Annotated in this window: 24 protein-coding genes; 14 read left to right on the forward strand and 10 right to left on the reverse strand. The window is 58.4% G+C overall.

The window, feature by feature from the left end; all coding sequences use genetic code 11:
- The first annotated feature begins 34 nt into the window (after positions 1-34).
- The 11 genes from flgG to K4O48_RS07800 all read left to right on the forward strand — a co-directional run bounded on the left by flgG (position 35) and on the right by K4O48_RS07800 (position 10,018).
- Positions 35-820, forward strand: coding sequence for a flagellar basal-body rod protein FlgG (gene flgG / locus K4O48_RS07755; RefSeq protein ID WP_045426038.1), 786 nt, complete (start codon positions 35-37; stop codon positions 818-820).
- 29 nt (positions 821-849) lie between these two features.
- The gene (gene flgH, locus K4O48_RS07760; RefSeq protein ID WP_222911449.1) at positions 850-1,563 is read left to right on the forward strand and encodes a flagellar basal body L-ring protein FlgH; all 714 of its coding nucleotides are present in this window, start codon (positions 850-852) and stop codon (positions 1,561-1,563) included.
- A 14-nt stretch (positions 1,564-1,577) separates the two neighbouring features.
- Entirely contained in the window at positions 1,578-2,681 is a 1,104-nt protein-coding gene (locus tag K4O48_RS07765; protein WP_222911450.1) for a flagellar basal body P-ring protein FlgI, read from the forward strand.
- Positions 2,682-2,691: 10 nt separating this feature from the next.
- Complete coding sequence (gene flgJ / locus K4O48_RS07770; protein WP_222911451.1) at positions 2,692-3,891, forward strand: flagellar assembly peptidoglycan hydrolase FlgJ; 1,200 nt, start codon at positions 2,692-2,694, stop codon at positions 3,889-3,891.
- Positions 3,892-3,893: 2 nt separating this feature from the next.
- Entirely contained in the window at positions 3,894-5,960 is a 2,067-nt protein-coding gene (gene flgK / locus K4O48_RS07775; RefSeq protein WP_222911452.1) for a flagellar hook-associated protein FlgK, read from the forward strand.
- An 11-nt stretch (positions 5,961-5,971) separates the two neighbouring features.
- On the forward strand, positions 5,972-7,297 hold the full coding sequence (gene flgL, locus K4O48_RS07780; RefSeq protein ID WP_222911453.1) for a flagellar hook-associated protein FlgL: 1,326 nt from the start codon (positions 5,972-5,974) through the stop codon (positions 7,295-7,297).
- 123 nt (positions 7,298-7,420) lie between these two features.
- Complete coding sequence (locus tag K4O48_RS07785; protein WP_222911454.1) at positions 7,421-7,735, forward strand: ComEA family DNA-binding protein; 315 nt, start codon at positions 7,421-7,423, stop codon at positions 7,733-7,735.
- Positions 7,736-8,252: 517 nt separating this feature from the next.
- The gene (locus K4O48_RS07790; protein ID WP_222911455.1) at positions 8,253-8,723 is read left to right on the forward strand and encodes a YkvA family protein; all 471 of its coding nucleotides are present in this window, start codon (positions 8,253-8,255) and stop codon (positions 8,721-8,723) included.
- 127 nt (positions 8,724-8,850) lie between these two features.
- Positions 8,851-9,174 (forward strand): multiprotein-bridging factor 1 family protein, encoded by a 324-nt coding sequence (locus K4O48_RS07795; RefSeq protein ID WP_222911456.1) that lies wholly within the window; start codon positions 8,851-8,853, stop codon positions 9,172-9,174.
- Positions 9,156-9,551, forward strand: a complete 396-nt coding sequence (locus K4O48_RS20480; protein WP_260523711.1) for a hypothetical protein — start codon at positions 9,156-9,158, stop codon at positions 9,549-9,551. Before K4O48_RS07795 ends, K4O48_RS20480 begins: the two co-directional genes overlap by 19 nt.
- Positions 9,551-10,018 (forward strand): tetratricopeptide repeat protein, encoded by a 468-nt coding sequence (locus K4O48_RS07800; protein ID WP_222911457.1) that lies wholly within the window; start codon positions 9,551-9,553, stop codon positions 10,016-10,018. The genes K4O48_RS20480 and K4O48_RS07800 overlap by 1 nt, the downstream gene beginning before the upstream one ends.
- A 390-nt stretch (positions 10,019-10,408) precedes the next feature.
- Here the strand turns inward: K4O48_RS07800 and K4O48_RS07805 are convergent, their stop codons facing one another.
- The 6 genes from K4O48_RS07805 to minC form a co-directional block, all read right to left on the reverse strand.
- A complete protein-coding gene (locus K4O48_RS07805; RefSeq protein WP_222911458.1) occupies positions 10,409-12,505 on the reverse strand; it encodes a carboxy terminal-processing peptidase in 2,097 nt (698 codons plus the stop codon).
- 528 nt (positions 12,506-13,033) lie between these two features.
- On the reverse strand, positions 13,034-14,323 hold the full coding sequence (locus K4O48_RS07810; RefSeq protein ID WP_222911459.1) for a M18 family aminopeptidase: 1,290 nt from the start codon (positions 14,321-14,323) through the stop codon (positions 13,034-13,036).
- Positions 14,324-14,505: 182 nt separating this feature from the next.
- Positions 14,506-15,141 carry an RluA family pseudouridine synthase gene (locus K4O48_RS07815; RefSeq protein WP_222911460.1) on the reverse strand — a complete coding sequence of 212 codons (636 nt, stop codon included), beginning with the start codon at positions 15,139-15,141 and terminating at the stop codon, positions 14,506-14,508.
- Between the two features lie 80 nt (positions 15,142-15,221).
- The gene (minE, locus tag K4O48_RS07820; RefSeq protein WP_019341568.1) at positions 15,222-15,479 is read right to left on the reverse strand and encodes a cell division topological specificity factor MinE; all 258 of its coding nucleotides are present in this window, start codon (positions 15,477-15,479) and stop codon (positions 15,222-15,224) included.
- The gene (gene minD, locus K4O48_RS07825; RefSeq protein WP_222911461.1) at positions 15,476-16,291 is read right to left on the reverse strand and encodes a septum site-determining protein MinD; all 816 of its coding nucleotides are present in this window, start codon (positions 16,289-16,291) and stop codon (positions 15,476-15,478) included. Before minD ends, minE begins: the two co-directional genes overlap by 4 nt.
- Before the next feature lie 92 nt (positions 16,292-16,383).
- Positions 16,384-17,115, reverse strand: coding sequence for a septum site-determining protein MinC (gene minC, locus K4O48_RS07830; RefSeq protein ID WP_222911462.1), 732 nt, complete (start codon positions 17,113-17,115; stop codon positions 16,384-16,386).
- Positions 17,116-17,275: 160 nt separating this feature from the next.
- Here minC and K4O48_RS07835 point away from each other — a divergent pair, with 160 nt between their 5' ends.
- Entirely contained in the window at positions 17,276-18,226 is a 951-nt protein-coding gene (locus K4O48_RS07835; protein ID WP_222911463.1) for a lipid A biosynthesis lauroyl acyltransferase, read from the forward strand.
- On the opposite strand, the gene K4O48_RS07840 is transcribed toward K4O48_RS07835, so the two are convergent.
- From K4O48_RS07840 to K4O48_RS07855, 4 genes are all read right to left on the reverse strand, one after another.
- Positions 18,216-19,061: a pirin family protein gene (locus tag K4O48_RS07840; protein ID WP_222911464.1), complete on the reverse strand. Its 846-nt coding sequence runs from the start codon at positions 19,059-19,061 to the stop codon at positions 18,216-18,218. The genes K4O48_RS07835 and K4O48_RS07840 overlap by 11 nt on opposite strands.
- A gap of 94 nt (positions 19,062-19,155) precedes the next feature.
- The gene (locus K4O48_RS07845) at positions 19,156-19,911 is read right to left on the reverse strand and encodes a VacJ family lipoprotein (protein WP_222912033.1); all 756 of its coding nucleotides are present in this window, start codon (positions 19,909-19,911) and stop codon (positions 19,156-19,158) included.
- 7 nt (positions 19,912-19,918) lie between these two features.
- Complete coding sequence (locus K4O48_RS07850; protein ID WP_222911465.1) at positions 19,919-21,211, reverse strand: serine/threonine protein kinase; 1,293 nt, start codon at positions 21,209-21,211, stop codon at positions 19,919-19,921.
- Between the two features lie 410 nt (positions 21,212-21,621).
- A complete protein-coding gene (locus K4O48_RS07855; protein ID WP_222911466.1) occupies positions 21,622-21,846 on the reverse strand; it encodes a DUF2061 domain-containing protein in 225 nt (74 codons plus the stop codon).
- 257 nt (positions 21,847-22,103) lie between these two features.
- Between K4O48_RS07855 and K4O48_RS07860 the strand changes: the two genes are divergently transcribed.
- Together K4O48_RS07860 and K4O48_RS07865 are read left to right on the forward strand one after the other, a co-directional pair.
- Entirely contained in the window at positions 22,104-22,418 is a 315-nt protein-coding gene (locus tag K4O48_RS07860) for a DUF485 domain-containing protein (protein ID WP_222911467.1), read from the forward strand.
- On the forward strand, positions 22,418-24,073 hold the full coding sequence (locus K4O48_RS07865) for a cation acetate symporter (protein ID WP_222911468.1): 1,656 nt from the start codon (positions 22,418-22,420) through the stop codon (positions 24,071-24,073). Before K4O48_RS07860 ends, K4O48_RS07865 begins: the two co-directional genes overlap by 1 nt.
- Positions 24,074-24,162 lie beyond the last annotated feature (89 nt).

A 24,162-nucleotide genomic window follows, 5' to 3' on the forward strand; every position in this document is an offset into this window, starting at 1 on the left:
GCGCGCCCGAATTCCGGCGCACGAGGAGAAGAACATGCTTCCAGCACTGTGGGTCAGCAAGACCGGTTTGTCCGCACAGGACATGAACCTGACCACCATTTCCAACAACCTGGCTAACGTGTCCACCACCGGCTTCAAGAAAGACCGGGCCGAATTCCAGGACTTGCTTTATCAGATCCGCCGTCAGCCGGGCGGCCAGTCCACTCAGGACAGCGAACTGCCCTCAGGCCTCCAGCTTGGTACGGGTGTTCGCATCGTCGGTACGCAGAAGCAATTCACTGCTGGCAGCCTGCAAACGACCGAGCAACCGCTCGATATGGCGATCAACGGCCGCGGCTTCTTTCAGGTCCTGCTGCCAGACGGCACGGTTTCCTACTCGCGTGACGGCAGCTTCCATCTGAATGCCGAAGGCCAGATCGTAACGTCCAACGGCTATGCCCTGGAGCCTGCGATCGTCGTGCCGCCGGAAACCCAGACATTTACCGTGGGCGAGGACGGCACCGTCTCCGTGACGACTCTCGGGAACCCGGCCCCGCAGATCATCGGCAACCTGCAGACCGCTGACTTCGTCAACCCGGCGGGCCTGCAAGCCATGGGCAGCAACCTGTTTCTGGAGACCGCAGCGAGTGGCGCTCCCCAGGTGAGCACACCTGGCCTCAACGGTCTGGGCACCGTTCTGCAAAACACATTGGAAAACTCCAACGTCAGCGTCGTTGAAGAACTGGTGAACATGATCACCACTCAGCGCGCCTATGAGATGAACTCGAAGGTCATCTCCACGGCCGATCAAATGCTGTCTTTCGTTACCCAGCAGCTGTAACAGCTGTCAGTCGCTGGATTGAGGTGATTATGCGCCGCTTGCCGATTGTTCTTCCGCTGATGTCCGCTGTGATCCTGACCGGTTGCATGGCGCCAGCTCCGAAGCCCAATGACCCGTACTATTCACCTGTGTTGCCTCGCACGCCGTTGCCGGCTGCGCAGAACAACGGGGCGATCTATCAGGTTGGCTTCGAGACCAACCTGTATGACGATCGTAAGGCTTATCGGGTTGGGGACATCATTACGGTCACCCTCAACGAGAAGACCCAGGCAAGCAAGAACTCGAACTCGAAAATCTCCAAGGACAGCAGTGCCAACATCGGTCTCGGGTCGTTGTTTGGCGGCGCGGTTGCAATAGCCAATCCGCTGGCCGGCAGCGGTCTGCTTACCGGCGACAAGCTGGGCCTGGGTGCGGAATACGATGCGTCACGTGATACCTCCGGTTCCGGTCAGGCAGGGCAGAGCAACAGTCTCTCCGGTTCGATCACCGTGACCGTCTCGGACGTGCTGCCCAACGGCATCCTGGCGATCCGCGGCGAGAAGTGGATGACGCTGAACACCGGCGACGAGCTGGTGCGCATAGCTGGGCTGGTGCGCTCGGATGATATCGCCACCGACAACACCGTTCCTTCGACCCGTATCGCTGATGCACGCATTACCTACTCTGGCACCGGCGCCTTCGCCGATGCCAGCCAGCCTGGTTGGCTGGACCGTTTCTTCATCAGCCCGTTGTGGCCGTTCTAAAGCAGGTGCACGCAATGAAATTGTTCAGCTCGATCATAGTTGCCGTGCTGTGCCTGACCGCCGTTCCGGTTCATGCCGAGCGGCTGAAGGACATCGCAACCATCCAGGGCGTGCGTAGCAACCAGTTGATCGGCTACGGCCTGGTGGTCGGCCTCAATGGCAGTGGCGACCAGACCACCCAGACGCCATTCACCGTGCAGACCTTCAACAACATGATGGCGCAGTTCGGCATCAAGGTTCCGGCCGGCGGCAACGTTCAGCTGAAGAACGTGGCTGCCGTGTCGATCCATGCTGACCTGCCGCCCTTCGCCAAGCCCGGCCAGACGATCGACATCACGGTGTCCTCGATCGGCAACGCCAAGAGCCTGCGCGGCGGTAGCCTGTTGATGGCGCCGCTTAAAGGTATTGACGGCAACGTATACGCCATCGCCCAGGGCAACCTGGTCGTCGGTGGCTTCGATGCGGGTGGTGCGGATGGTTCGCGCATTACCGTCAACATTCCTTCCGCCGGGCGTATCCCGGGCGGTGCAACGGTCGAGCGGCCGGTGCCGAGCGCGTTCAATCAGGGCAGCACGCTGACCATGAACCTCAATCGTCCGGACTTCACCACCGCCAAGAACATCGTCGACCACATCAACGAGCTGCTTGGCCCAGGCGTGGCGCAGGCGCTCGACGGCGGCTCGATCAGCATCACCGCACCTCTGGATCCGAGTCAGCGCGTCGACTATCTGTCGATCCTGGAAAACCTCGAAGTCGATGTGGGTCAGGCAATCGCCAAAGTCATTATCAACTCGCGTACCGGCACCATCGTGATTGGGCAGAACGTGCGGGTTCAGCCAGCTGCGGTGACGCATGGCAGCCTGACCGTGACCATTTCCGAAGATCCGCAGGTCAGTCAGCCGAATCCGCTTTCGGACGGCCAGACTATTGTCGTGCCCAACTCAAAGGTAAAAGCCGAGCAGGAAGCCAAGCCGATGTTCAAGTTCGGCCCCGGCACAACGCTCGACGAGATCGTTCGCGCTGTGAATCAGGTTGGTGCTGCCCCCAGTGATTTGATGGCAATTCTGGAAGCGCTCAAGCAAGCCGGTGCGCTGCAAGCCGACCTGATCGTTATCTGAGGAACGAGACATGGAAAATCGTCTGGGACTGGGTCGTCGCACGCCTGACAGCGGTAGTTACTCCGACCTGAATCGGCTGAATCAGCTCAAGGTGGGCAAGGACCGCGACGGCGCCGAGAACGTGCGCAAGGTCGCGCAGGAATTCGAATCCTTGTTCATGAACGAGATGCTCAAGTCGATGCGCTCGGCCACTGATGTCCTGGCCCAGGACAACCCGCTCAACAGCCAGGCGAGCAAGCAGTATCAGGACATGCACGACCAACAGCTCTCGGTCACCCTGTCCAAAGAAGGCGGCGGTATTGGGCTTGCCGACGTGCTGATCCGCCAGTTGAGCAAGGATCAGAAGCCAGACGAGAAGCCCAACCCCTTTGCCCAGGTCGCGCAGACCGAGGACGCCAAGTGGTCGAGTAACCCTAATGCCAACACGACACTGGCCAAAGTGGATCCGGCTCGCAACGATTCCCAGCTGCTCAATCAGCGTCGTCTAGCGCTGCCGGGGCGCTTGGCCGAGCGCGTGCAGACGGACGTAGCGGCTACGAGCCCACAGGCCGAGCAAGCCGCTCAGGCCGGAGTGACTCAGCCGCTGGTCAATGTCGACTGGAAGCCGGCAACTGCGTTCGCCGCACCGAAGGACGCACCCTTGACCATCAACGGCGTCGAGGCAAGCGCACCGAGTACGCCGAGCAAGACGCGCTTCAGCTCTCCTGCAGAATTCATCGCGACCATGCTGCCCATGGCGGAGAAAGCTGCCAAGCGGCTTGGAGTAGAGCCACGTTTCCTAGTGGCACAGGCTGCGCTGGAAACAGGTTGGGGCAAGTCGATGATCAAGCAGAAGGACGGCAGCAACAGCCACAACCTGTTTGGTATCAAGGCGAACGGCTGGAGCGGTGAATCGGCGAAAGTCACCACGACCGAGTACGTGAACGGCAAAGCGACCAAGCAGGTGGCGGGCTTCAGGGCATACGACTCGTTCGAGCAGAGCTTCAACGATTACGTACGGCTGCTGGAGAACAACGAGCGCTACAAGCCGGCGATACAAGTGGCCAGCGTTTCCGGCGACTCCGAGCGTTTCGTCAATGAATTGCAGCGGGCCGGTTACGCGACCGATCCTCAGTACGCGAACAAGATCAACCAGATCGCTCGCAAGGTGCAGACCTATCAGACAATCGCCGACGCCAGCACGTCGCCCGCAATGCGGTCTAGAGGTTAATCATGGCTGACCTACTGAATATTGGCCTGTCCGGCCTGAGCGCCAGCAAGAGCCAGCTCTCCATCACCGGCCATAACATCAGCAACGTCAACACGCCCGGCTATAGTCGCCAGGACGCATCCCAGGCTACCCGTACGCCCCAGTTCAGCGGCGCTGGGTACGTGGGTTCTGGTACGACGCTTGTGGAAATCCGCAGAACCTACAGCGAGTTTCTGACTAGCCAACTGCGTAGCAGTACGTCACTGAGCAGTGATGTTGAGTCCTATAAAGCTCAGATCGACCAGCTCGATTCCCTGCTGGCGGGTAGTACCACGGGGATCACGCCGTCGCTGCAGAAGTTTTTCTCTGCTCTACAAACCGCTGCGGAAGACCCGGCGAACATCCCGGCCCGGCAACTGGTGTTGGCAGAAGCGGAGGGGCTGGCCCGCCGGTTCAATACGGTATCGGACCGCTTGACTGAACAGAACAACTTCACCAACAAGCAGATGTTGGCTGTGACCGACCAAATCAATCGGCTCGCCGGTAGCATCGGTAGCCTGAACGATGCCATCGCGACAGCCTCGGCAAACGGCAAGCAGCCCAACGACTTGCTCGACAAGCGTGACGAAGCGGTACGTCAGCTATCCACGTACATCGGCATCAGCGTGACGCCGCAGGACGACAACAGTTTCAATATTTCGGTGGGCAGCGGTCAGCCACTGGTAGTTGGAAAAACTGTGAGCCAGCTGAAGGTTGTGTCAGGACAAAGCGATCCCAACCGCCACGAGATTCGCTTTGTCAGTGGTGGCTCGGAGCAGGGCATCACGTCGCAGATTACGGGCGGCGAGTTGGGTGGGCTGATTCGTTATCGCAACGAAGTGCTGGATTCGACGATGAACTCGTTGGGGCGGTTGGCGTTGGCTGTGAGTGATCAGGTCAATAGCCAGCTGGGGCAGGGATTGGATCTGAAGGGCAACGTCGGTGAGGCCCTGTTTGGTAATTACAACGAAAAGTCGCTGGGCGCTCTAAGGGCGACGCCGTTTAGTGGCAATCCGTCCTTGAGCACGGCGACTCCTGCAGATGCTTCGCTGGATATCACCAAAACCAGCCAACTGACCACTAGCGACTATCGCTTGGAATACAGTGGCAGCCAGTACACCGCTAGACGTCTCAGCGATGGTGCCAGCATAAATGTCACGCCGAACCCCGGGCCGCCTGCGCATCTTCGCTTCGAGGACGAAGAGGGTCGCGATCAGGGATTTACTGTGCAAATAAGCGGAACGCCACAAGCCGGTGACGCGTTCACGCTGCAGCCAACACGGCGGGGCGCCACGGATATCAGCGCCGTACTCGATCAGGCTGACCAGCTAGCGTTTGCGTCGCCGGTACGCACCGCAAGCGAATTACATAATGCTGGTACCGGAGTGATTGGCCAGCCGGATATGATCTCAGGCCCTTCGCGGATTAGCATTGATGCGTTGAGAGAACTACTGGGCAGCACCGGTGCGACGCTGACCTTTACTGAGCCAGACACTCTTACGATTACTGGTGGCGGCACAGCCGGATTCCGGACCGTAGATAACACCCAAACGCCGCCGGTTTCATATCCGACGAGCACAACCTTCAAGACAGGGCAGACTAATTCGTTAGTTGTGGGTAACTCGAATTACTCACTAGAGTTCACTATAAGTGGAACACCGAAGAACAACGACAAATTTGATATTGCTTTCAACCAGAGCGGCGTCTCTGATAACCGCAACGCGTTGAAGCTGGTCGATCTTCAGAGCAAACAGACCGTCGGGGTATCCGTAGACGCCGATGGAAAAACCCTATCAGGGGCTAGCTTTACCGATGGCTACGGCGAACTGGTCGAACGGGTCGGTACGCTGACAGCCCAAGCGAGAATGGACAGCGAAGCGACAGGGGCGATTCTCAAGCAGGCCACCGACAACCGCGACTCGCTGTCAGCCGTGAATCTCGATGAAGAAGCGGCCAATCTGATCAAATTTGAGCAGTACTACAATGCTTCCGCTCAGATCATTCAAGTTGCCCGCTCCATGTTCGATACATTGATCAGCACCTTCAGGTAACAGGCCGGCCCATGCGCATTTCGACTCTGCAAGCATTCAATAACGGCGTAGCCGGTATTCAGCGCAACTACTCCAATGCAACCCGCACGCAGGAGCAGATCAGCACCGGTAACCGAATCCTGACGCCGGCCGACGATCCGGTTGCGTCGGTGCGTCTGTTGCAGCTTGAGCAGCAGCAGAATGTGCTGAGCCAGTACAACTCCAACCTGACGGCGGCCAAGAACAGCCTTACCCAGGAAGAGGTGACGCTGAATTCCGTCAATACGGTGCTGCAGCGTGTCCGCGAGCTGGCTGTCCAGGCCGGTAATGGTTCGCTTGATCCGCAGGATCGCAAGTCCATCGCGGCTGAGCTGGGTGAGCGCGAAGACGAGCTTCTGTCGCTCATGAACACCCGCAACGCACGTGGCGAATACTTGTTTGCAGGGTTCCAAGGCAAGACTCAGCCCTTCGTCCGGGGTCCGGAAGGGAGCTACAGCTATGCCGGAGACGAGGGGCAGCGCAAGCTGCAAATTGCTAGCTCCCTAGATATTCCCATTAGCGATAACGGCAAGTCGATTTTTCAGAGCGTGACGAACGCGGGTCGACTAGATAGCGCTCTGGATGTTTCGAGCATCCCGGCAGGTGTCAAGGCGACACTGAGTGTGTCTAAGCCGCTCGTAAGCGATGAAGTGGCGCTCATAGGGGCCCCGTCGTTTCCAGCCGATGGAGTCGAGATTCGTTTTGAGGCGGATGGCGCGTTTTCTATATACGCCTTGCCACGGCAGACGGATCCGGTGAGCGGAGGTTTCACCGATGATCCGTTGCCAGATGGCATCAATTTAAAGCTAGATCCCGACGCTAAAAATTCAGACCAGCTCGTTTTCCGGGGAGTAACGTTACATTTCGCTGGCGAGGCGGTTGGCGGTGAACGAGTAGTGGTGATGCCCGGAACAATCACTAACGTGGCCTCAGATGGCACAATTACTGCCGAGTCAGTCCAGAACAAGCAAGGCATCCTCGACACCATCGCCAACCTTCGCTCAGCCTTGGAAGACCCCTCTACCGCCAGCACAGGAGTACGCGACGCCGTTGCGGTGGCTTTGACCAACCTCGATCACGGCATGGTCAGCGTAGACCAGGCACGTGGCAATATTGGCGCTCGGCTGAACGTTATCGAAACCACACAAACCGATAATGAGGATGTTGCGCTGGTCAACAAAGGCGTCCAGGCGGAGCTGCGGGAGCTGGACTACGCCGAAGCGTTGTCTCGCTTATCCATGCAGACGGTAGTCCTCGAAGCCGCGCAACAGAGCTACGTAAAGATTGCTGGCCTGAGTCTGTTTAACGTTATGCGTTAAGCAGAGCGGACCTGGGTCGCAGAATGTCGATCCTGATTTGACTTGGCTGTGTCACGACTTAGAGTGGTCTGGCGGCGCATGGAGTACCGCGCCGGTAACTCAACACTCATAGGGATGTGAATCATGATCAAGTCTTTCCTCTCCGCTACACTTCTTGCCGTACTCGCCAGCGTTTCCATCAGCAGCTATGCCGCTAAAGCTGAGCCGGTTCAGTCACAACAGGTCGCGGCAGCCCAAACGGCGACGATCAATCTCAACGTGGCTGATGCCGAGACCCTGACTCGAGAGCTAAAGGGAATCGGTGCCACCAAGGCCAAAGCAATCGTTGCGTACCGAGAAGCGCACGGCCCATTTAGCTCGGTTGATGAATTACTAGAAGTGAAAGGAATCGGTGCCGCTACGCTGGAAAAGAATCGCGCCAAATTGAGCCTGAACTGACAGCTATAGCAACACGCAAAAAAGCCGGTCCTAGGACCGGCTTTTTGTTTTATCCGCATCCTAGAACCGACCGCTCCGATAGATTCGCCTGTCTAGCGTGACGTCTGAAACCCCCGGCCAAACGGCACCACTTGTGAACATCCTTCTCCCTGTCTGGTCATTTGTAGACGGGTTGGTGGGCATGTTCGCGCCTAATAAAGCCGAAATCCGCCATGAACCGTTAAGAGCTCCCGGTTACGCACATTCCCCGGCCAGTACATTCGATTTGATGGTTAGCGCTAGTGAGATTGGCTGGCAGTTAAACCGGTTGATTCACAGGGCTCATGGCTGCCGGGCGAACGCAAGATTTGCATCTCGGCCGGGTCATGCTGGAGACGCGCCCCGCTTCATCAGCACAACCGCCGTTAACTGCCAGGGCGGGCATCCGGGGCGACCATCCACAGACTGTTCGTAACGTACTCGCTGTGGCTGTATGACCGCTGGGCTCTTCTATTAAGCGGCTAAAGGTAGGGCATCGATGAAAGCACCTTGGACATTTCTTAAATACCTTCCTATGGCCCAACGAGTGCTGGCTCGCGGGCGGCTGCCTATGGTGCTTCTTGCTGTGGCTCGCAAGCGTTCTGCCAGAGGCGGACTCGTCAAAGGTTTACGGGAAGATCTCGGGCTTTTGCAGGCGCTGTGTGTCGCTTGGTGGCGGGGCGAATACAGAGCGGTAAGCAGACCGGCGCTGCTCGCCGCCATCGCTGGCTTGCTGTATTTCCTTTCACCGATGGATGCTATTCCGGACTGGATTCCCGGTCTTGGTTTTATCGACGATCTCGCCGTGTTGGGCTGGGTAATGCGTAAGTGGTCGGGAGAGCTGCAAGCATTCAAGGCGTGGAAGGACAGCCAATCGCGTGATGTGCAGGCTGATTTAAACCGCTTGCCCTCGCCCGATGAGCCAATGGCCGATGCAGGCCAGCCGGGCCGCAACGGGCGTGACACCTAGCAGCATTGCTTGTTATGGCTGGAGTTCACCGCCGCTTTCATCTTTTAGTGCGGCCTCCTTGGCTAAACAATCGCTCTCGGGCTGTTAAGATCCGGTTTCTTTCATGAAACAACGAGCGAGGTAGCGGATGAGCGTCCAGGTCATCATGCGTGACGGTGTACCGGAGTACGCCGTGCTGCCTTGGGATGAATATCAGGCGTTATTGAATGCCCTTGGCCAGCGCACTGCAGCCCCTGCAAAAACCGTAGCTCCGGTGGCTTTACCCAAATTCAGCGAATTGTCTGCGATGCGAGAGGCCAAAGGAATCAGCCTAGAGACCTTGGCTCGTTCCGTGGGCATCAGCCCTGTCTATCTCGGCTTAATCGAAAACGGCGAACGCGATCCAGGAGAGGCCATACGGCGCTCGCTGGCGCGCGCGATGGAGATAGAAGGATGGGAGCAGGAAGCTTGAACGCGTCCGCGTCGTCAGTTCGTATTAGCCGCTCGCACTGGCAGGCGTTATTGGATGAGCTAACCGAAGCGCGCAGACAACGGCATTTGATCACCTACCGAGCGTTGGTTGAGCGTCTTCAGCTCCCGGTACCTGCAATGCAGACGCTAACGGCAGCCCTTGAGCACCTGGCAGCGCTGGATGCGCGCGCAGCCCGTCCGTTGCGGAGTGCGCTGGTGATCAGTCAAGGGGCTAGCCGTTTACCCAGGACAGGTTTTTTCGAGTGTGCAGCGCGTCTAGGGCGCTTTTCTGGCTCAGTGGATGGGGCCGCCGCTGCGTCCTGGCACGCCGGCGAGGTGGCGCGCGTATTTGAGTACGATTACCCGGAGACGCCTTAATGTTGCATAAGGTTCGGGCCCGACTCGGCTATTGGGTCGCACGTAGGCTGATGAAAATGCGTTGGGCTGTCGAGCAGCCGAAGTGGTGGCGCTGGATGGAAGGCCAGTTGTCACGGATGGCCGCGATCGGTGATCCCAGCGCTCAGAGTTTTTATGGTCACATCCTGCTATTCCGGGGTCAGGGATATGGCGCAAGGCAGGAAGGCATACGGTTGCTACGCTTGGCTGCCGAGCATGGCGATGCTAAGGCTGCCTATCAGATGGGCGTCATCAGTCTCAGCGAAGATGCGAAGCATGGGCCGGACGGGAGCCAGGCGGCCTACTGGTGGAAGCTTGCAGTCAAGGCGGGACATCCTTTGGCGGCGACCCGCCTGTCTCAGCTTTACACGGCAGGAGGTCATGGATTGGCACGCGACGAGCAACAGGCTGAGCATTACAGGGCCTGTGCTGCCAAGTTGGGTTTGTAATCAACGGCGATCGCCGGCCCTGCCAATCATGTACGGCCGTTCGCTCCGTCAGTTCGGCACCTTCTCGTTATGGCAGGTCATCTCCCTTCCATGAGTTTGACTGCGTGCCGAGCCGTAGCGAGCAGACACATCAAAGCGTGCAGTACGGTGTTGGCTAATCACGCGACACGATTCGTCCGAGGCGTCACCGTTGTGACAGCGAAACGATCGGCTAAGAGAATGGTGGGCGATTTCGCCAAGCGCAGGGGTGTTTTATCCAGCGATCCCAGCTGATCAGTGATGTGACATCAAGGTCTCGAGTCGGGCATCAGCATGAAAAAAAGCCGCCAGATTGGCGGCTCTTCGCTTGTAAACACAATGAAGATGCCATGTTACTGGCAAGTCGAACGGCTACCGATCGGTGGCGCTATTCTTGGCCATTGCATCCTGAAGCCCGAGGTAATCCAAGAGAATTCGGCCCGTCTCTGAGAGATACGCATCATCCTCCGGCTTGAGCTTCTTCTCCTCGATGTGCGGCGTCGTTTCGTCTTCCCGTTCGAGTTTGGCCAGTGGCTCTTCACCCTTGGCCTCGCGTAGCGCGTTCTCCAATGCCAGTTGGCGCTTTTCGATACGCTCCTGTTGAGAGCGACGCTTCGCTTCGTTGAGGCTGACGGTGGTTTCGTGTGTGAGCTCTTGCGTAAGCGCAAGCCGGTCACGGGTAAAGACGAAATCCGGATTCTCGGTGGTCCGCATTTCGTGCTGGGCCTTGAGTTCAGCCAGGAACGGCTTGAATGGATTCATGTCCGGGCTTATCGCAGCGCGAATGCTGTCCCATGGCAATGCTTCAGGCAGTGCACTTTCGCCAATTTCCTTGGTATCGACTTCGGCTGGGTAGGAAATATCCGGGATAACGCCTTGATGCTGTGTGCTCTGACCGGACACCCGATAAAACTTAGCGAGCGTTAGCTTCAGCTCTCCGTGATTGAGGGGTTGGACTGTCTGCACGGTGCCTTTGCCAAAGGTCTGCCCGCCCACAATGAGCGCGCGGTGGTAGTCCTGCATCGCGCCCGCGAAAATCTCAGAGGCTGACGCAGAAAGACGATTGACCAGCACGGCCAGCGGGCCCTTATAGAAGGCGCCTTGTTGTTCATCGGCAAGAACATCGACGCGACCGTCACTGTTGCGAACAAGGACCGTCGGTCCTTGATCAATGAACAGACCAGTCAGCTCAGTGGCTTCTTGAAGTGAGCCGCCGCCGTTATTGCGCAAGTCGATAACGACCCCGTCGACGTTTTCCTGCTGGAGTTCGGTTAACAGCTTTTTCACGTCCCGTGTTGTGCTTTTGTAATCCTTGTCGCCTGCACGGAGGGCCTTGAAGTCCAAGTAAAACGCGGGAATTTCAATGATCCCAAGCTTGTAATCACGGCCGTGCTGCTCGAGATTAAGGACTGATTTTTTCGCTGCCTGCTCTTCGAGCTTCACCGCTTCGCGTGTGATTGCCACAACCTTGCTGCTTTGGTCGTTTGGTGCGTTGCTCGCTGGAACGACCTCAAGGCGCACGACCGATCCCTTCGGCCCGCGGATCAGTTTGACGACCTCGTCTAGGCGCCATCCGATCACGTCGACCATTTCTTCCCCGTCCTGGCCAACACCGACGATCTTGTCCGCTGGTGCGATCTGCTTGCTCTTTTCTGCAGGGCCGGCAGGGACCAGGCGGACCACCTTCACGAACTCATTGTCGCTTTGCAGTACTGCACCGATGCCTTCGAGGGAAAGGCTCATATTGATGTCAAAATTTTCCGCATTATCAGGCGACAAATACTGAGTGTGCGGATCGTAGGATTGCGCGAAGGCGTTGATATAAGTCTGGAAGACGTCCTCGCCACGGGTCTGCTCCAGGCGAGACAGCTGGTTTTTGTAGCGTTTGGTGAGCAGCTCCTGAATGGCCTTGGGCTCTTTACCCGCAATCTTCAGCCGCAGCACCTCATCCTTGACGCGTTTGCGCCAGAGATCATCAAGCTCGTTCTCGTCCTTCGGCCAGGCGGCGTTTTCGCGATCGACGAGCAGTTCCTCGTCGATGGTGAAATCAAAACTGTCAGCGCCTTTCTCAAGCAAGCTCAGTGCATACTCGAGTCGGGCCTGAAGGCGCTCCAGGTGAATCTTATAAATAGCGAAGCCGGGCTCGAGGTTGCCGTTCCTCAGGAAGTCGTCGAACTCGTTGCGCCAGGGCTCGAACTCGGCCAGGTCGCTCGCAGTGAAATAGCTGCGTGAAGGGTCGAGCATTTCGATATAGCTATCGAAGATCTTCGCCGAGCGGGCGTCATTGAGTGGCGGCTTGTTGTAGTGGTGACGTTTGAGCAGTTCGACGACGTTGAGGCTGGCAATTACCTGATCACGGTCGGGTTGCAGGTAGTCCCAAGCGTGCCCGTCCGCAGGCTTGGCTAGGAGGGTGTTGGCATGGAGGCCTAGTAGCAGGGCGAGACAGCCTGCGGTCAAAGATCGTTTCATTTTAGAGGGGCGGCGCGAGGCTGAGTAATAACGCATAGTAGGCCATCAAATCAGGCGCCGGGGCAGGGTCCGCCCGGCGGGAAAAAACAACAGCCCGATGGTACCTGGCGGCGAGCAGGCCGCGAGACAAATCCGACCAGGGCGGCAGGGCGAACCCCGCGCCACACAATACCTTATTGGCAGTGAATGGTATTAGACGGGCGTATCGCTATGTAGCCTGAAGTGGAATTCATCAGCAGCCTGCACTGCCAGCGGAGTATCGATTTAGCGGGCGCAGGTATGAACCACTATGGAGGCAGCATCAAGGCATTGCAAGGCGTCGAGGGATTGGTAGCGGGGCGGAGCGAAGCTGTACCAGGTTTCACGCATACAGAGTGTATCGCTCGTCCAGCCCCCTCGCAGCCTTCCGAAGTTTGAATGCGGAAGCTGCCTGTGCAGCGATGCCGCAACCAGGCCGCGGCAGAATAACGTTGGCGATGGATCACCGGGTCGAGGGGACGACCCGGGCTAGTGCGCCTGACGCTCGGGTCAGGGCAGCTCGGGGCTTGAGTAGAACGCGCTCAGCACCTTGACCAAATGAGCCAGGTCCTGGCTGCCAGCGAGTTCTCGAATCGAATGCATGCCAAAGGTCGGCAGACCGATGTCCACGGTCCGCACGCCCAGCTGGCTGGCCGTGATCGGGCCGATGGTCGAGCCGCAGCCCATGTCGCTTCGAGTCACGAAGCTCTGCACTGACACTTCATTTTCGAGGCACAAATGACGGAAGAAACCGGCGGTTTCGCTGCTGGTGGCGTATCGCTGATTGCTGTTCACCTTGATCACCGGGCCGGCATTGAGTTTCGGGCCGTGATTGCCGTCGTGCTTGTCGGCATAGTTGGGATGCACCGCATGTGCGTTATCGGCTGAGATCAGTAGTGAACGGTTGATGCTGCGTTGGAAGGCTTCGCCTTCGGGCAGGATGCGGCGTAAAACCTGCTCGAGAAATGGTCCGTCCGCACCGCACATTGAGGCGGAGCCGACCTCCTCATGATCGGTGCAGACCAGTACGCACGTTTCCTCCGAGCCGGCACGCAGCAACGCTTGTAGCCCGGCGAAACACGACAGCAGGTTGTCCAGCCGTGCCCCGGCGATAAAGTCGCCATTCAGGCCGATGACGGCCGCGCTCTGGGTGTCGTAGAAGCTCAGTTCGAAATCCAGCACTACGTCGGCTACTAGCCCATGTTCGCGGCTGAGCTGATCAGCTAGCAAGGCACGGAAATCCGGTCTGTCCTCGCTCCCGATCTGGGCCAGAATAGGCGGCAGTTCGTTTTGCGGATTGATTGGCCAGCCCTGGTTGGCGTCCCGGTTGAGGTGGATCGCGAGGTTGGGTATCGTCGCGATCGGCAGTTTGAAATCGATTAGCTGGCTCTCAATGCGACCGTCACGGCTATAGGTCACGCGACCCGCTAGAGAGAGATCTCGGTCGAACCAGGGCGCTAGGAGTGCACCACCGTAAACTTCTACGCCGAGTTGCCAGAAGCCCTGACGCTGGAGCTCCGGCTGAGGTTTCACTCGCAGGCATGGGCTGTCGGTGTGGGCGCCGACCAGACGCATGCCATGTTCGATCAGCGCTTTGCTGCCGAGCTGGAAGGCGATGATCGCAGAGTCGTTCCGCGTGACGTAGTAGCGGCCGCCAGGTTCTGTATGCCATGTCTCTCGCTCATCCAGCGCTCTGAAACCAGCGGACTGCAGGGTTTTGGCGAGGCTGGCGGTGGCATGGAACGGGGTAGGGGAGGCCTTGAGGTAATCGATAAGACCCTGGTTAAGTTCTTCGCGCATGACGAGCTCCAGACTGCGAGGCGTGAAAGTCTATAGCATTCGTCGCGTAGCCGATAAGGTGAAGGCCGAAGCTGGATCGCGTCGCAGTGCTGAATCTCAACGGCGCCGCGCAATGCCCTTGTGAAAGTGTCAGTGGTTCGGGTATGCCGTTGCGCCGAGGGTCGCTTTCATAAAATCCGGCATCAGAAGGGAGCGGGGCAGTCCAAGCGCAGGCGTTCCCCTGTCTGCGGATGGGTCAACGCGAGCATGCTGGCGTGCAGACAGAGCCGGTCATGTGCGGCCAGCGCCTGTTCATGCGCATAAAGCCGATCGCCGAGCAGCGGGTGACCGATTGAAAGCATGTGCACTCGCAGCTGATGCGAGCGGCCAGTGATGGGGGTCAGCTCAACGCGACTGTAATGGCCGCACCGCTCGAGGACGCGCCAGTACGTCAGCGCGTGCTTGCCCAATTCGTGATCAACCACGTGGCGCGGTTTGGTTGGCGGGTCGTAGCGCAGCGGAAGATCAATGCTGCCGCTCTGATGTTCCGGCTCGCCCCAGCATAGGGCGGTGTACGCCTTTTCGGTTTCACGGTCGTGAAACTGCCGCGACAGTTCTCGGTGGGTGTCCGCATCACGCGCGAGGACGATCAGACCCGACGTTTCCCAATCAAGACGATGAACGATGCGCGCTTCTGGATAGCCGTTTTCCTGGAGGCGGGTGACCAAGCAGTCCTTGTTGTCATCTGCGCGACCGGGCACGGAGAGCAGCAGGGTGGGTTTGTTGATGACCAGTAGGGCGGCGTCCTGATAGACGAACTGGAGGTTGCTAAGAGGCATTTAAGATTCCGGAAACGCAATCGGCGACCGAAGCCGCCGATGATTCTGTCGCGAGAAGCGAGCTGGCCACTGCGCGTCGATTAACGATCCGGCAGTGTGATGTTCAGTTCAAGGATTGAGCAGCTACCTTGATCTTCCAGGGCGACCTGGACCTGATCACTGTCGATGTTGACGTACTTGCGGATGACCTCGACCAGTTCTTTTTGCAAGGCTGGCAGGTAATCGGGCTGGGTACGCTGGCCGCGCTCATGCGCGACGATAATTTGTAGGCGTTCCTTGGCGATGTTAGCAGGCGTTTCCTTCTTCTTGCGCTCGCGAAAGAAGTCAAGAAGGTTCATTCGCGACCTCCGAACAGTCGTTGCAGGAAGCCCTGCTTTTTCACATCAAGGAAGCGATGATTCACTTCTTTGCCCAGCAGTCGATCAACTGCGTCGCTGTACGCCTGGCCGGCATCGCTCTGATCATCAAGGATGACCGGTACGCCCTGGTTGGATGCCTTGAGCACCGCTTGTGATTCCGGAATAACGCCCAGCAGGCGGATCGACAGGATCTCCTCGACGTCCTCGACACCGAGCATTTCGCCTTTAACGACGCGCTCTGGGTTGTAACGGGTCAGTAGCAGATGTTCCTTGATCGAGTCTTCGCCGTTCTCGGCACGACGGGACTTGCTTGCCAGCAGGCCCAGCATGCGGTCCGAGTCGCGAACCGAAGAAACCTCTGGGTTGGTCACGACGATGGCTTCGTCGGCGAAGTACATCGCCAAATGCGCGCCTTTCTCGATGCCTGCTGGAGAGTCGCAAATGACGAATTCGAACGTTTTGGCCAGCTCATCGATCACCTTGCCGACGCCTTCCAGCGTTAGCGCATCCTTATCGCGGGTCTGGCTGGCGGCCAGCACGAAGAGGTTCTCGAGGCGCTTGTCTTTAATCAGTGCTTGGCTGAGGGTGGCATCGCCCTGGATGACATTGACGAAGTCATACACGACGCGACGCTCGCAGCCCATGATCAGGTCCAGATTACGCAGGCCAACGTCAAAGTCGACGATGACGGTCTTGTGGCCGCGCAGGGCGAGGCCGGTACCGATGGCGGCGCTGGTAGTGGTTTTACCGACGCCACCTTTGCCGGAAGTGACTACGAGGATCTTGGCCAAGGTGATTCACCCTAAATATAGAAGTCGGGACCGTCAGCCGAATCGGCGTCGGAAAGCCCGTTTTGGTGCTTGAAAATTCGCGGCAGTATCCGTTAAAGGCGGGTGATGTTCAACACGTCGCCGGATAGCGTCATCTGTACGGCTTCGGTCCAAAGCGGGTCACGCCGCAGGTCTTCCGCGACCTTGTAGTGCCCGGCGATTGAGACCATTTCGGCGGCGAGCTGCTGACAAAATATCCGCGCATTCGTGTCCCCTTTGATGCCCGCCAAGGCGCGCCCACGAAGCGGACCGTACACATGGATGTTTCCATCGGCGAGAAGTTCCGCGCCAGGACTGACGGCAGCCAGCACAATCAGGTCGCCGTCTCTGGCATAGACCTGCTGGCCGCCGCGGATCGGGGTGGTCACTACGCGGGTAGGGCGGTAGGCCGGTTCGGCTGGTTTTCCCGGCTCTGCCGACGCCTTGCCGGTCAGGTCCAGCTTGCGTTCCTTGGCACCGGACGGCGGCAAAACCGGAAGGTCTAGCGTGCTGGCTGCTTCAACGATTTGCGGATCTCCAGCACGCAGGGCCAAGGTGCGCAGACCATGCTTGCGGCACAGCGCGACGAGCGCCGGCAGGTCCAGATCGCAGCTAGCGGGCAGCTTGTCCAGTGCAAGCACCAACGGCGTATTGTTGAAAAAGTCCGGCGCCTGCCCGACCTTTATGGCGAGCTGTTGATCGAGACGTTCCAGATCGTTCTGCGTCAGCTCCAGTACGGTAATGGCGAGCATGCTGCCTTTGAGCTGGAACACGGGGGATTGGTCGAGAGGATCGGCTTGGCTCATGGTCTGCCTGCTGCGGTAAATGGCGAGGACTTATAGCGGGGCAAACCGTTGCCTGCAAGTCTGCCCGGGTTGAGCGGAGGGATGCCGTGTATCGAGACGCCGCCGCAATGGCAGGCGTTTTCTCGCTAGAATGCGCGCTTTTACCGGTTCGAGCGTGCCGATGGATCGTCCCCGTTTCAATGCTTCGTTTCTCCACCCGCGTTTCTGGCCACTGTGGCTGGGCCTTGGGTTGCTATGGCTGGTCGTCCAACTGCCGTATCGGGCGCTCTTGATGCTTGGGCGCTGCCTCGGCGCGCTCATGTATCGGGTGGCCCGTTCGAGACGACATATTGCGCGGCGGAACCTTCAACTGTGCTTTCCCGAGCTGAGCGATAAAGAACGCGAGCGAATGCTGCGTGAGAATTTCGCCTCGACGGGGATCGCGTTTTTCGAGATGGCCATGAGTTGGTGGTGGCCCAAGGCGCGGCTACAGCGGCTGGCACGGATCAAAGGACTGGAGCATTTGCAGCAGGCCCAGGCGGACGGTCAGGGCGTGATTTTGATGACGCTGCATTTCACCACGCTGGAAATAGGCGGCGCACTGCTTGGGCAGTGGCACACCATCGATGGGATGTATCGCGAGCATAAGAATCCAGTCTTTGACTACGTGCAGCGGCGCGGCCGCGAGCGGCACAACGATGATGCGACGGCGATTGAACGAGAAGACGTGCGCGCCATGATCAAGGTGCTGCGCGCGGGGCGAGCGATCTGGTACGCCCCCGATCAGGATTACGGCCGCAAGCAGAGCCTGTTTGTACCCTGGTTCGGCATTCCGGTGGCAACGGTGACTGCTACCACCAAATTTTCGCGCCTGGGGCGGGCTAAGGTGATGCCTTACACGCTGGAGCGTCTGCCCCGTGGCGAGGGTTATAGCCTGGTGGTGCATCCTCCACTGGAAGATTTTCCAGGCGAAAGCGAGGAGGCCGATTGCGGACGTATCAACGAGTGGATTGAAGATGCGGTCAGGCAGCACCCGGAGCAGTATCTGTGGGCGCACCGCCGCTTCAAGACCCGGCCCGTTGGGGAGCCGAGCCTCTACCGCAAGCTGCCAAAGAAGCCGATTACCCCATAAGGACGCCAGCGCGAAAGTCACGCAGCGCCTGCTCGATCTCCTCTCGGCTGTTCATCACGAACGGGCCGTACTGAACGATCGGCTCGCGGATGGGCCTGCCGGCCAACAGCAGTACACGCGCACCTTCGCTGGATGCCAGGTTTAGCCAGCCGTGTTCCGACAGCCTGGCGAGCTTGTTTTTCGCCAGGCGCTTGCCGGCGACAGTGATCTCGCCTTCGAAAACATAGAGGAGCAACCGGTGCCCGTCGACCAGCTGCGGCTCGATGCTGCCGCCGGCGGGAAGGTTCAAATCAAACAGCTGGGGTTCGGTATCGGGCCGTTGCACCGCGCCTGGCTGATCGACGCCTTCGGCCATGAGCCGGCCGGCGATGACGACCGCTTCGATGCCGCTTGGCAACGTTATCCGAGGGATTTCCGCAGGCATGAAGTCGCGGTAGTCGGGATCATCCAACTTGCTCTTTGCCGGTAGGTTCAACCACAGTTGAAAGCCACGCATCACGCCGTGTTCCTGCTGTGGCATTTCACTGTGGATCACACCGCGCGCCGCCGTCATCCATTGCACACCGCCGCTTTCGAGCAGCCCGACATTACCCAGATGGTCTTCATGGCGCATGCGGCCTTCGATCATATAGGTGATCGTTTCGAAGCCGCGGTGCGGGTGAGGTGGAAAGCCGGCAAGGTACTCATCGGGGTCGTCGGAGCCGAATTCGTCAAGCATCAGAAACGGATCGAACTGCTCCGGCGCGGCGCCGCCAAACAGCCGTGTCAGGCGAACACCGGCGCCGTCAGAGGTGGCGCGGCCGGTGCTGATTGAAAGCACTTCACGTATAGACATAACTGCTTGCTCGCTTTGAAGATCGAGCACAGCGTACTGCCGGGTCGCCGCTTGAAGGGTGCAAATACTCAGTGAGTTCTATCGAATAAGCGGATCATTCCTCGATCTGCAGCTCGCGCGCCCGAGTATAGACATAGCGGACTTTCTCGTACTCGAACGGCGAATTCAGTTGTCCGTAGCGGAGGCTCGTCGTGTGGCGAATGTCGATCAATCGCAGCGCGGTGAGGCCGAATTCGCCACCGCTCGCCTCGGCGTAGCTGAAATAGTCGAATTGCCGTTCAACACCGAAATCCATTGCTTGACCGGCGGTGTCACGCAGGTTGGACGGTCCGAGCGCCGGCAAAATCAGATAGGGGCCGTGAGGGACACCATAAAACCCAAGGGTCTGGCCGAAGTCCTCGTTATAGCGGGGAAGGCCCATGCGGGTGGCTGGGTCCCAGATACCGCCGACACCGAGGATGGTATTGAACAGCAGGCGAGCTGTGGTATTCATCGCGCGCTCGCCTTTCAGTTGCGCCATGCTGTTGAACAGCGTTGGTATTTCGCCGAGGTTGCTGAAGAAGTTACTGACACCGGTGCGCACTATCTGCGGGGTGACGTAGCGATAACCGCGCACCGCGGGCAGCATCACCCACTGATCCAGCCGGTAGTTGAAGTAGTACATGCGGCGGTTCAGCGACTCCCAGGGGTCATAGATATTCAGGGCGTCGAACGTAGCGCGCTCGAATTCGCGTTGATCCAGCCCAGGGTTGAACTCCAGTTCGCGCAGAGGAAAGGTGAAGCCGTCCTCGTCTGCGATAGGCGTCTGGGCGTTGGCAAGTCCGCTGGACAAAAAGAGCAGCGCAAGCAGATAACGTTTAACCACGGAAAAACTCCAGCATCGCTTGGGCATTGACCCGGTAATTAAGGTTGCCGCAATGGCCGCCACGCGGATAAAGCGTCATGCGATCGCCGAAGGTCCGACGCAGGAAGCCCAGGTCACCGGCGCCCAGAATGATGTCATCAGCGTTATGCATGACGGCGATCTTGGGGCTCTCGCGTAAGTAATCTTCCAGCGCATAGAGGCTGACTTGTTCAACCAGTTGCGCCAGGCTCCCCCCATCTTGCTGGGCGCGCCACATGGGGATGAGCTGCTCGGTGATGTAGCAATCGAAATCACACAGCAGTGAACGTCGGAAGAACGGCTCGAGGCTGGTGCCTTCATCGATTGGATAGTCCGGCGGTACGACTAATCCTCTGCGGTTTATCAGATCCGAGGTGAACACGATGTCCGCCGCGGAGAAGCGAAATACCGAGCCGATCAGCATCGCCATCTGTTCGTCGGTCAGCCGCAGAGCGGAGCGCTGGAAGTCGAACAGCATGGCCTCGTCGAGGTTGATCGAACCGTGCTGGCGGTAATATCGGGTGAGCTTCTCCAGGATGACTTCATAGAACGTGGTGGTGCTATCGATGTCCTCGACACGGGTCTGCACCAGCTTGTCGAGGTTGTTGATGGAGGTGTACACATTCACCGGCGGGTTAAGCATCAGTACGCGTTTGAAATTGAAGCTCTGACGCGTCTCGTCAAGCTTGCTGACAAAGGCGGCATGGAGCGCGCCGAGGCTGTAGCCGGTGAGGTTGAATTCGGTTACAGGTAGCTCATGCTGTTGGGCGCGGACCGCTTGCATCACTCGATAGAGGTCCTTCGCATCATCGGGGCTGTAGCCCGGCGTGGCGTAGCGTGAGGCAGCGGCGATGAAATCGAAACTGGTGGGCGAGGACAGCTGCACCACGTGGTAGCCAGCCCCGTAGAAGAGCCGTTTAAGATCCTCGGTCTTGCCCGACGCATAGCTTGCACCGGTCCCTGAGATGATGAACATGAGCGGGGCTGGGCCGGGTTGCCGCGCCAGGCGATAGGTCAGTCGCTTAACCGCCCAGAAATTGTCCGGCAGGGTGAATTCACGTTCGGGGCGCAGCCGCAACTTATAGTCAGCTTGATCAATGTCGTCATCGCTGGGGACCTCGGCGCGCAACGCGGCGGGAGTGGTCGCTATCGTCGCTTCGAATGGGTTGTCCAGCGGGTAGCCATACTGCTCAACGCTGATGTCTGCGGCGAATACTGGCATTCCGGACAGCGACAGCAGCGCAGTGAGGCACGTGAGCAAGCGCATGGACGGGGCTTTCCTGGGACTGGTTTGGATGGTCGGCAAACTCGTAATACCTGAGGTTGGCTAACGATGATGGGGCTGCGGGGAACTGCAGCGTTAGCCGCAATTGCCGTGGAACTGACACAGCGATGACTCGAAGGGATGGTGAGTGTATCGGTTCCATACCCAGCACTTGCCTTTTTATGCAGCGCTTGAAGGCGTCGCTCGTTGTCATGTAGCTCGGGTGGCGAATTAAGCCCTGCGAGGCGAAGCGCGTCATTCATTGACCACAGACAGGTCGGCTGGTTGCGTTCTGACGATATCGGTCGTTAACGATATTTACGACCGACGGTCTGCCAGGACGCTGAGTGCTTCGCCGCAGCGAATTGGCGAGCCCGGCGGCACCGTTGCACAAGCGTAGGGCGTCGTTTGAGCTAGGCCTGATGATGCAGCCAGGCATGAGCGGGAATCCGCTCGCGTGGCTTCTGGCGGGTTTCCAGTCGGTGCCAGATCTTTTCGTGGAAGTAGAAACCCACCGAGTTGCAAAGTGGCTCGATCGCGGCAACGAGGCCACCCGCGGCGAGACTTCCAGTCAAGGCATAGGTCACCGAAAAGGCGATGCAGAAGTGCATCAAGGTGAACGTGATTGTCTTGGTCATGGTGTGTCTCCGAAAACGCAGTCGAGATTGATTCTCTGTTGGCGAGTAGTCTCGCTCCGTCAGGCCCTTATTGAAAATCGCGGTGTTTGATGACCGGCATAGGAATGTCCTATGCGTCCCGATTGATCGTCCGGAGGCTCTAAAACGGCCCTTTCAGAAAATAAAAACCAGACGATGGTCGAGTGGTGTTCGGTCTGTCGGGCTCTAAAGTACCCGCCTGCCCTCATCAGGGGGTTGTGATCCTGTGGAGACAGACGATGCAAAACGAAGATGTTTATCGGCAAATCTATGCCAATCCGCGCTTCCAGGAACTGGTCGCTAAACGTGGCCGCTTCGCGTGGCTGCTGTCGGCCATCATGCTTGGCGCCTACCTCGCCTTTATTCTGTTGATCGCTTTCGATCCAGCCATTCTTGGTATTCCGCTCACGGCGGATACGGTTACCACTTGGGGCATTCCCGTCGGGGTTGGTGTGATCTTCATGGCGTTCATTCTCACGGGCATTTACGTCCAGCGAGCCAATGGCGAGTTCGATCGCATCAATCAGGAAATCCTCAACGAGGCTCAGCAATAATGATCATGCGTCTTTTGATGGCGGCCGTTCTTTTGGCTGCCTCCCCCTTGCTGCTCGCGGACGCCATCACCGGCGAAGTCGAGAAGCAGGCGACGAACTACACCGCGATCATCATGTTCGTGGTGTTCATCGTTTTCACGATGGGTATTACCAAGTGGGCGGCCAAGCGCAATACGTCCACATCTGACTATTACACCGCCGGCGGCAGCATCACGGGTTTTCAGAACGGTCTGGCGATTGCGGGTGACTTCATGTCCGCGGCGTCATTCCTGGGTATTTCGGCGCTGGTTTACACCAGCGGCTACGATGGGCTGATCTACTCCATCGGCTTTCTGGTTGGCTGGCCGGTCATTCTGTTCCTGATGGCCGAGCGTCTGCGCAACTTGGGCAAGTTCACCTTCTCCGACGTGGCGTCCTATCGCCTCGGGCAGACGCAGATCCGCATCCTCTCGGCGTTTGGCTCGCTGATCGTGGTGGCCTTCTACTTGATCGCGCAGATGGTAGGGGCTGGGAAGCTCATCCAGTTGCTGTTTGGCCTTGATTACTACGTGGCCGTGGTGCTGGTCGGCGTGCTCATGGTCATGTACGTGCTGTTTGGCGGCATGCTTGCAACAACGTGGGTGCAGATCATCAAGGCGGTGCTGCTGCTGTCCGGTGCAACCTTCATGGCCGTGATGGTCATGAAAGCGGTGAACTTCGACTTCGGCAGCCTCTTCGCCGAGGCGGTGAACATTCACGAAAAGGGCGCCGCGATCATGAGTCCGGGCGGTCTGGTTTCCGACCCTATCTCCGCGATTTCCCTCGGTTTGGCCTTGATGTTTGGTACTGCCGGTCTGCCGCATATCCTCATGCGCTTCTTCACCGTGGCGGACGCCAAGGAAGCACGCAAGAGCGTCTTCTACGCGACTGGCTTCATTGGCTACTTCTATATCCTGACGTTCATTATCGGGTTCGGCGCGATTCTGCTGGTCAGCACCAATCCGGAATTCAAAGACGCTGCAGGCGCCATCATCGGCGGCACCAACATGGTTGCCATTCATCTGGCGAACGCCGTTGGCGGTAATCTTTTCCTTGGCTTCATCTCCGCCGTGGCGTTCGCCACGATTCTCGCGGTGGTCGCCGGACTGACGCTCGCCGGTGCATCCGCGGTGTCACATGACCTGTATGCCTGTGTGATCAAGAAAGGCAAGGCCAAGGAAGAGGACGAGATGCGCGTCACCAAGATCACCACGCTGACCCTGGGCGTGGTGGCAATTCTGCTGGGTATCATCTTCGAAAAGCAGAACATCGCCTTTATGGTGGGCCTGGCATTCTCGATCGCAGCCAGCTGCAACTTCCCCGTGCTGTTCCTTTCGATGTACTGGAAGGGCTTGAGCACCCGCGGCGCGCTCATTGGGGGCTCGTTGGGTCTGGCGACGGCGCTCGTCCTGACGGTTATAAGTCCGACCGTCTGGGTGGACGTGTTCGGCTATGCCGAAGCGATCTTCCCGTATAAATACCCGGCGCTGTTCTCGATGATTGTCGCGTTCGCAGGCATCTGGTTCTTCTCGGTTACTGATAAGTCCAAGTCGGCAGGCCTCGAACGTGAACGTTTCTTCTCGCAGTTCGTTCGCTCGCAGACCGGGCTCGGCTCGAGCGGTGCTGTTGCGCACTGAGCACCTCGGCAACAGTAAAAAGGGCAGCCTCTTGGCTGCCTTTTTTTGTTCTGGTGTCCCGTCCTGAATAAGGTTTACACCTTCGGCCC

This window comes from Pseudomonas sp. DNDY-54, assembly GCF_019880365.1.
Classification (GTDB): Bacteria; Pseudomonadota; Gammaproteobacteria; order Pseudomonadales; family Pseudomonadaceae; genus Stutzerimonas; species Stutzerimonas stutzeri_P.

What these genes read in the sequence shown, in the direction of transcription:
- flgH (WP_222911449.1), top strand. Translation starts at nt 850, where the DNA reads ATGCGCCGCTTGCCGATTGTTCTTCCGCTGATGTCCGCTGTGATCCTG.
- K4O48_RS07835 (WP_222911463.1), top strand. Translation starts at nt 17,276, where the DNA reads ATGGATCGTCCCCGTTTCAATGCTTCGTTTCTCCACCCGCGTTTCTGG.
- K4O48_RS07860 (WP_222911467.1), top strand. Translation starts at nt 22,104, where the DNA reads ATGCAAAACGAAGATGTTTATCGGCAAATCTATGCCAATCCGCGCTTC.
- K4O48_RS07810 (WP_222911459.1), bottom strand. Translation starts at nt 14,323, where the DNA reads ATGCGCGAAGAACTTAACCAGGGTCTTATCGATTACCTCAAGGCCTCC.
- K4O48_RS07840 (WP_222911464.1), bottom strand. Translation starts at nt 19,061, where the DNA reads ATGTCTATACGTGAAGTGCTTTCAATCAGCACCGGCCGCGCCACCTCT.
- K4O48_RS20480 (WP_260523711.1), top strand. Translation starts at nt 9,156, where the DNA reads ATGGGAGCAGGAAGCTTGAACGCGTCCGCGTCGTCAGTTCGTATTAGC.
- K4O48_RS07785 (WP_222911454.1), top strand. Translation starts at nt 7,421, where the DNA reads ATGATCAAGTCTTTCCTCTCCGCTACACTTCTTGCCGTACTCGCCAGC.
- flgJ (WP_222911451.1), top strand. Translation starts at nt 2,692, where the DNA reads ATGGAAAATCGTCTGGGACTGGGTCGTCGCACGCCTGACAGCGGTAGT.
- K4O48_RS07790 (WP_222911455.1), top strand. Translation starts at nt 8,253, where the DNA reads ATGAAAGCACCTTGGACATTTCTTAAATACCTTCCTATGGCCCAACGA.
- K4O48_RS07865 (WP_222911468.1), top strand. Translation starts at nt 22,418, where the DNA reads ATGATCATGCGTCTTTTGATGGCGGCCGTTCTTTTGGCTGCCTCCCCC.
- minE (WP_019341568.1), bottom strand. Translation starts at nt 15,479, where the DNA reads ATGAACCTTCTTGACTTCTTTCGCGAGCGCAAGAAGAAGGAAACGCCT.
- K4O48_RS07855 (WP_222911466.1), bottom strand. Translation starts at nt 21,846, where the DNA reads ATGACCAAGACAATCACGTTCACCTTGATGCACTTCTGCATCGCCTTT.
- flgG (WP_045426038.1), top strand. Translation starts at nt 35, where the DNA reads ATGCTTCCAGCACTGTGGGTCAGCAAGACCGGTTTGTCCGCACAGGAC.
- K4O48_RS07815 (WP_222911460.1), bottom strand. Translation starts at nt 15,141, where the DNA reads ATGCCTCTTAGCAACCTCCAGTTCGTCTATCAGGACGCCGCCCTACTG.
- K4O48_RS07805 (WP_222911458.1), bottom strand. Translation starts at nt 12,505, where the DNA reads ATGAAACGATCTTTGACCGCAGGCTGTCTCGCCCTGCTACTAGGCCTC.
- K4O48_RS07800 (WP_222911457.1), top strand. Translation starts at nt 9,551, where the DNA reads ATGTTGCATAAGGTTCGGGCCCGACTCGGCTATTGGGTCGCACGTAGG.
- minC (WP_222911462.1), bottom strand. Translation starts at nt 17,115, where the DNA reads ATGAGCCAAGCCGATCCTCTCGACCAATCCCCCGTGTTCCAGCTCAAA.
- K4O48_RS07765 (WP_222911450.1), top strand. Translation starts at nt 1,578, where the DNA reads ATGAAATTGTTCAGCTCGATCATAGTTGCCGTGCTGTGCCTGACCGCC.
- flgL (WP_222911453.1), top strand. Translation starts at nt 5,972, where the DNA reads ATGCGCATTTCGACTCTGCAAGCATTCAATAACGGCGTAGCCGGTATT.
- K4O48_RS07850 (WP_222911465.1), bottom strand. Translation starts at nt 21,211, where the DNA reads ATGCGCTTGCTCACGTGCCTCACTGCGCTGCTGTCGCTGTCCGGAATG.
- flgK (WP_222911452.1), top strand. Translation starts at nt 3,894, where the DNA reads ATGGCTGACCTACTGAATATTGGCCTGTCCGGCCTGAGCGCCAGCAAG.
- K4O48_RS07795 (WP_222911456.1), top strand. Translation starts at nt 8,851, where the DNA reads ATGAGCGTCCAGGTCATCATGCGTGACGGTGTACCGGAGTACGCCGTG.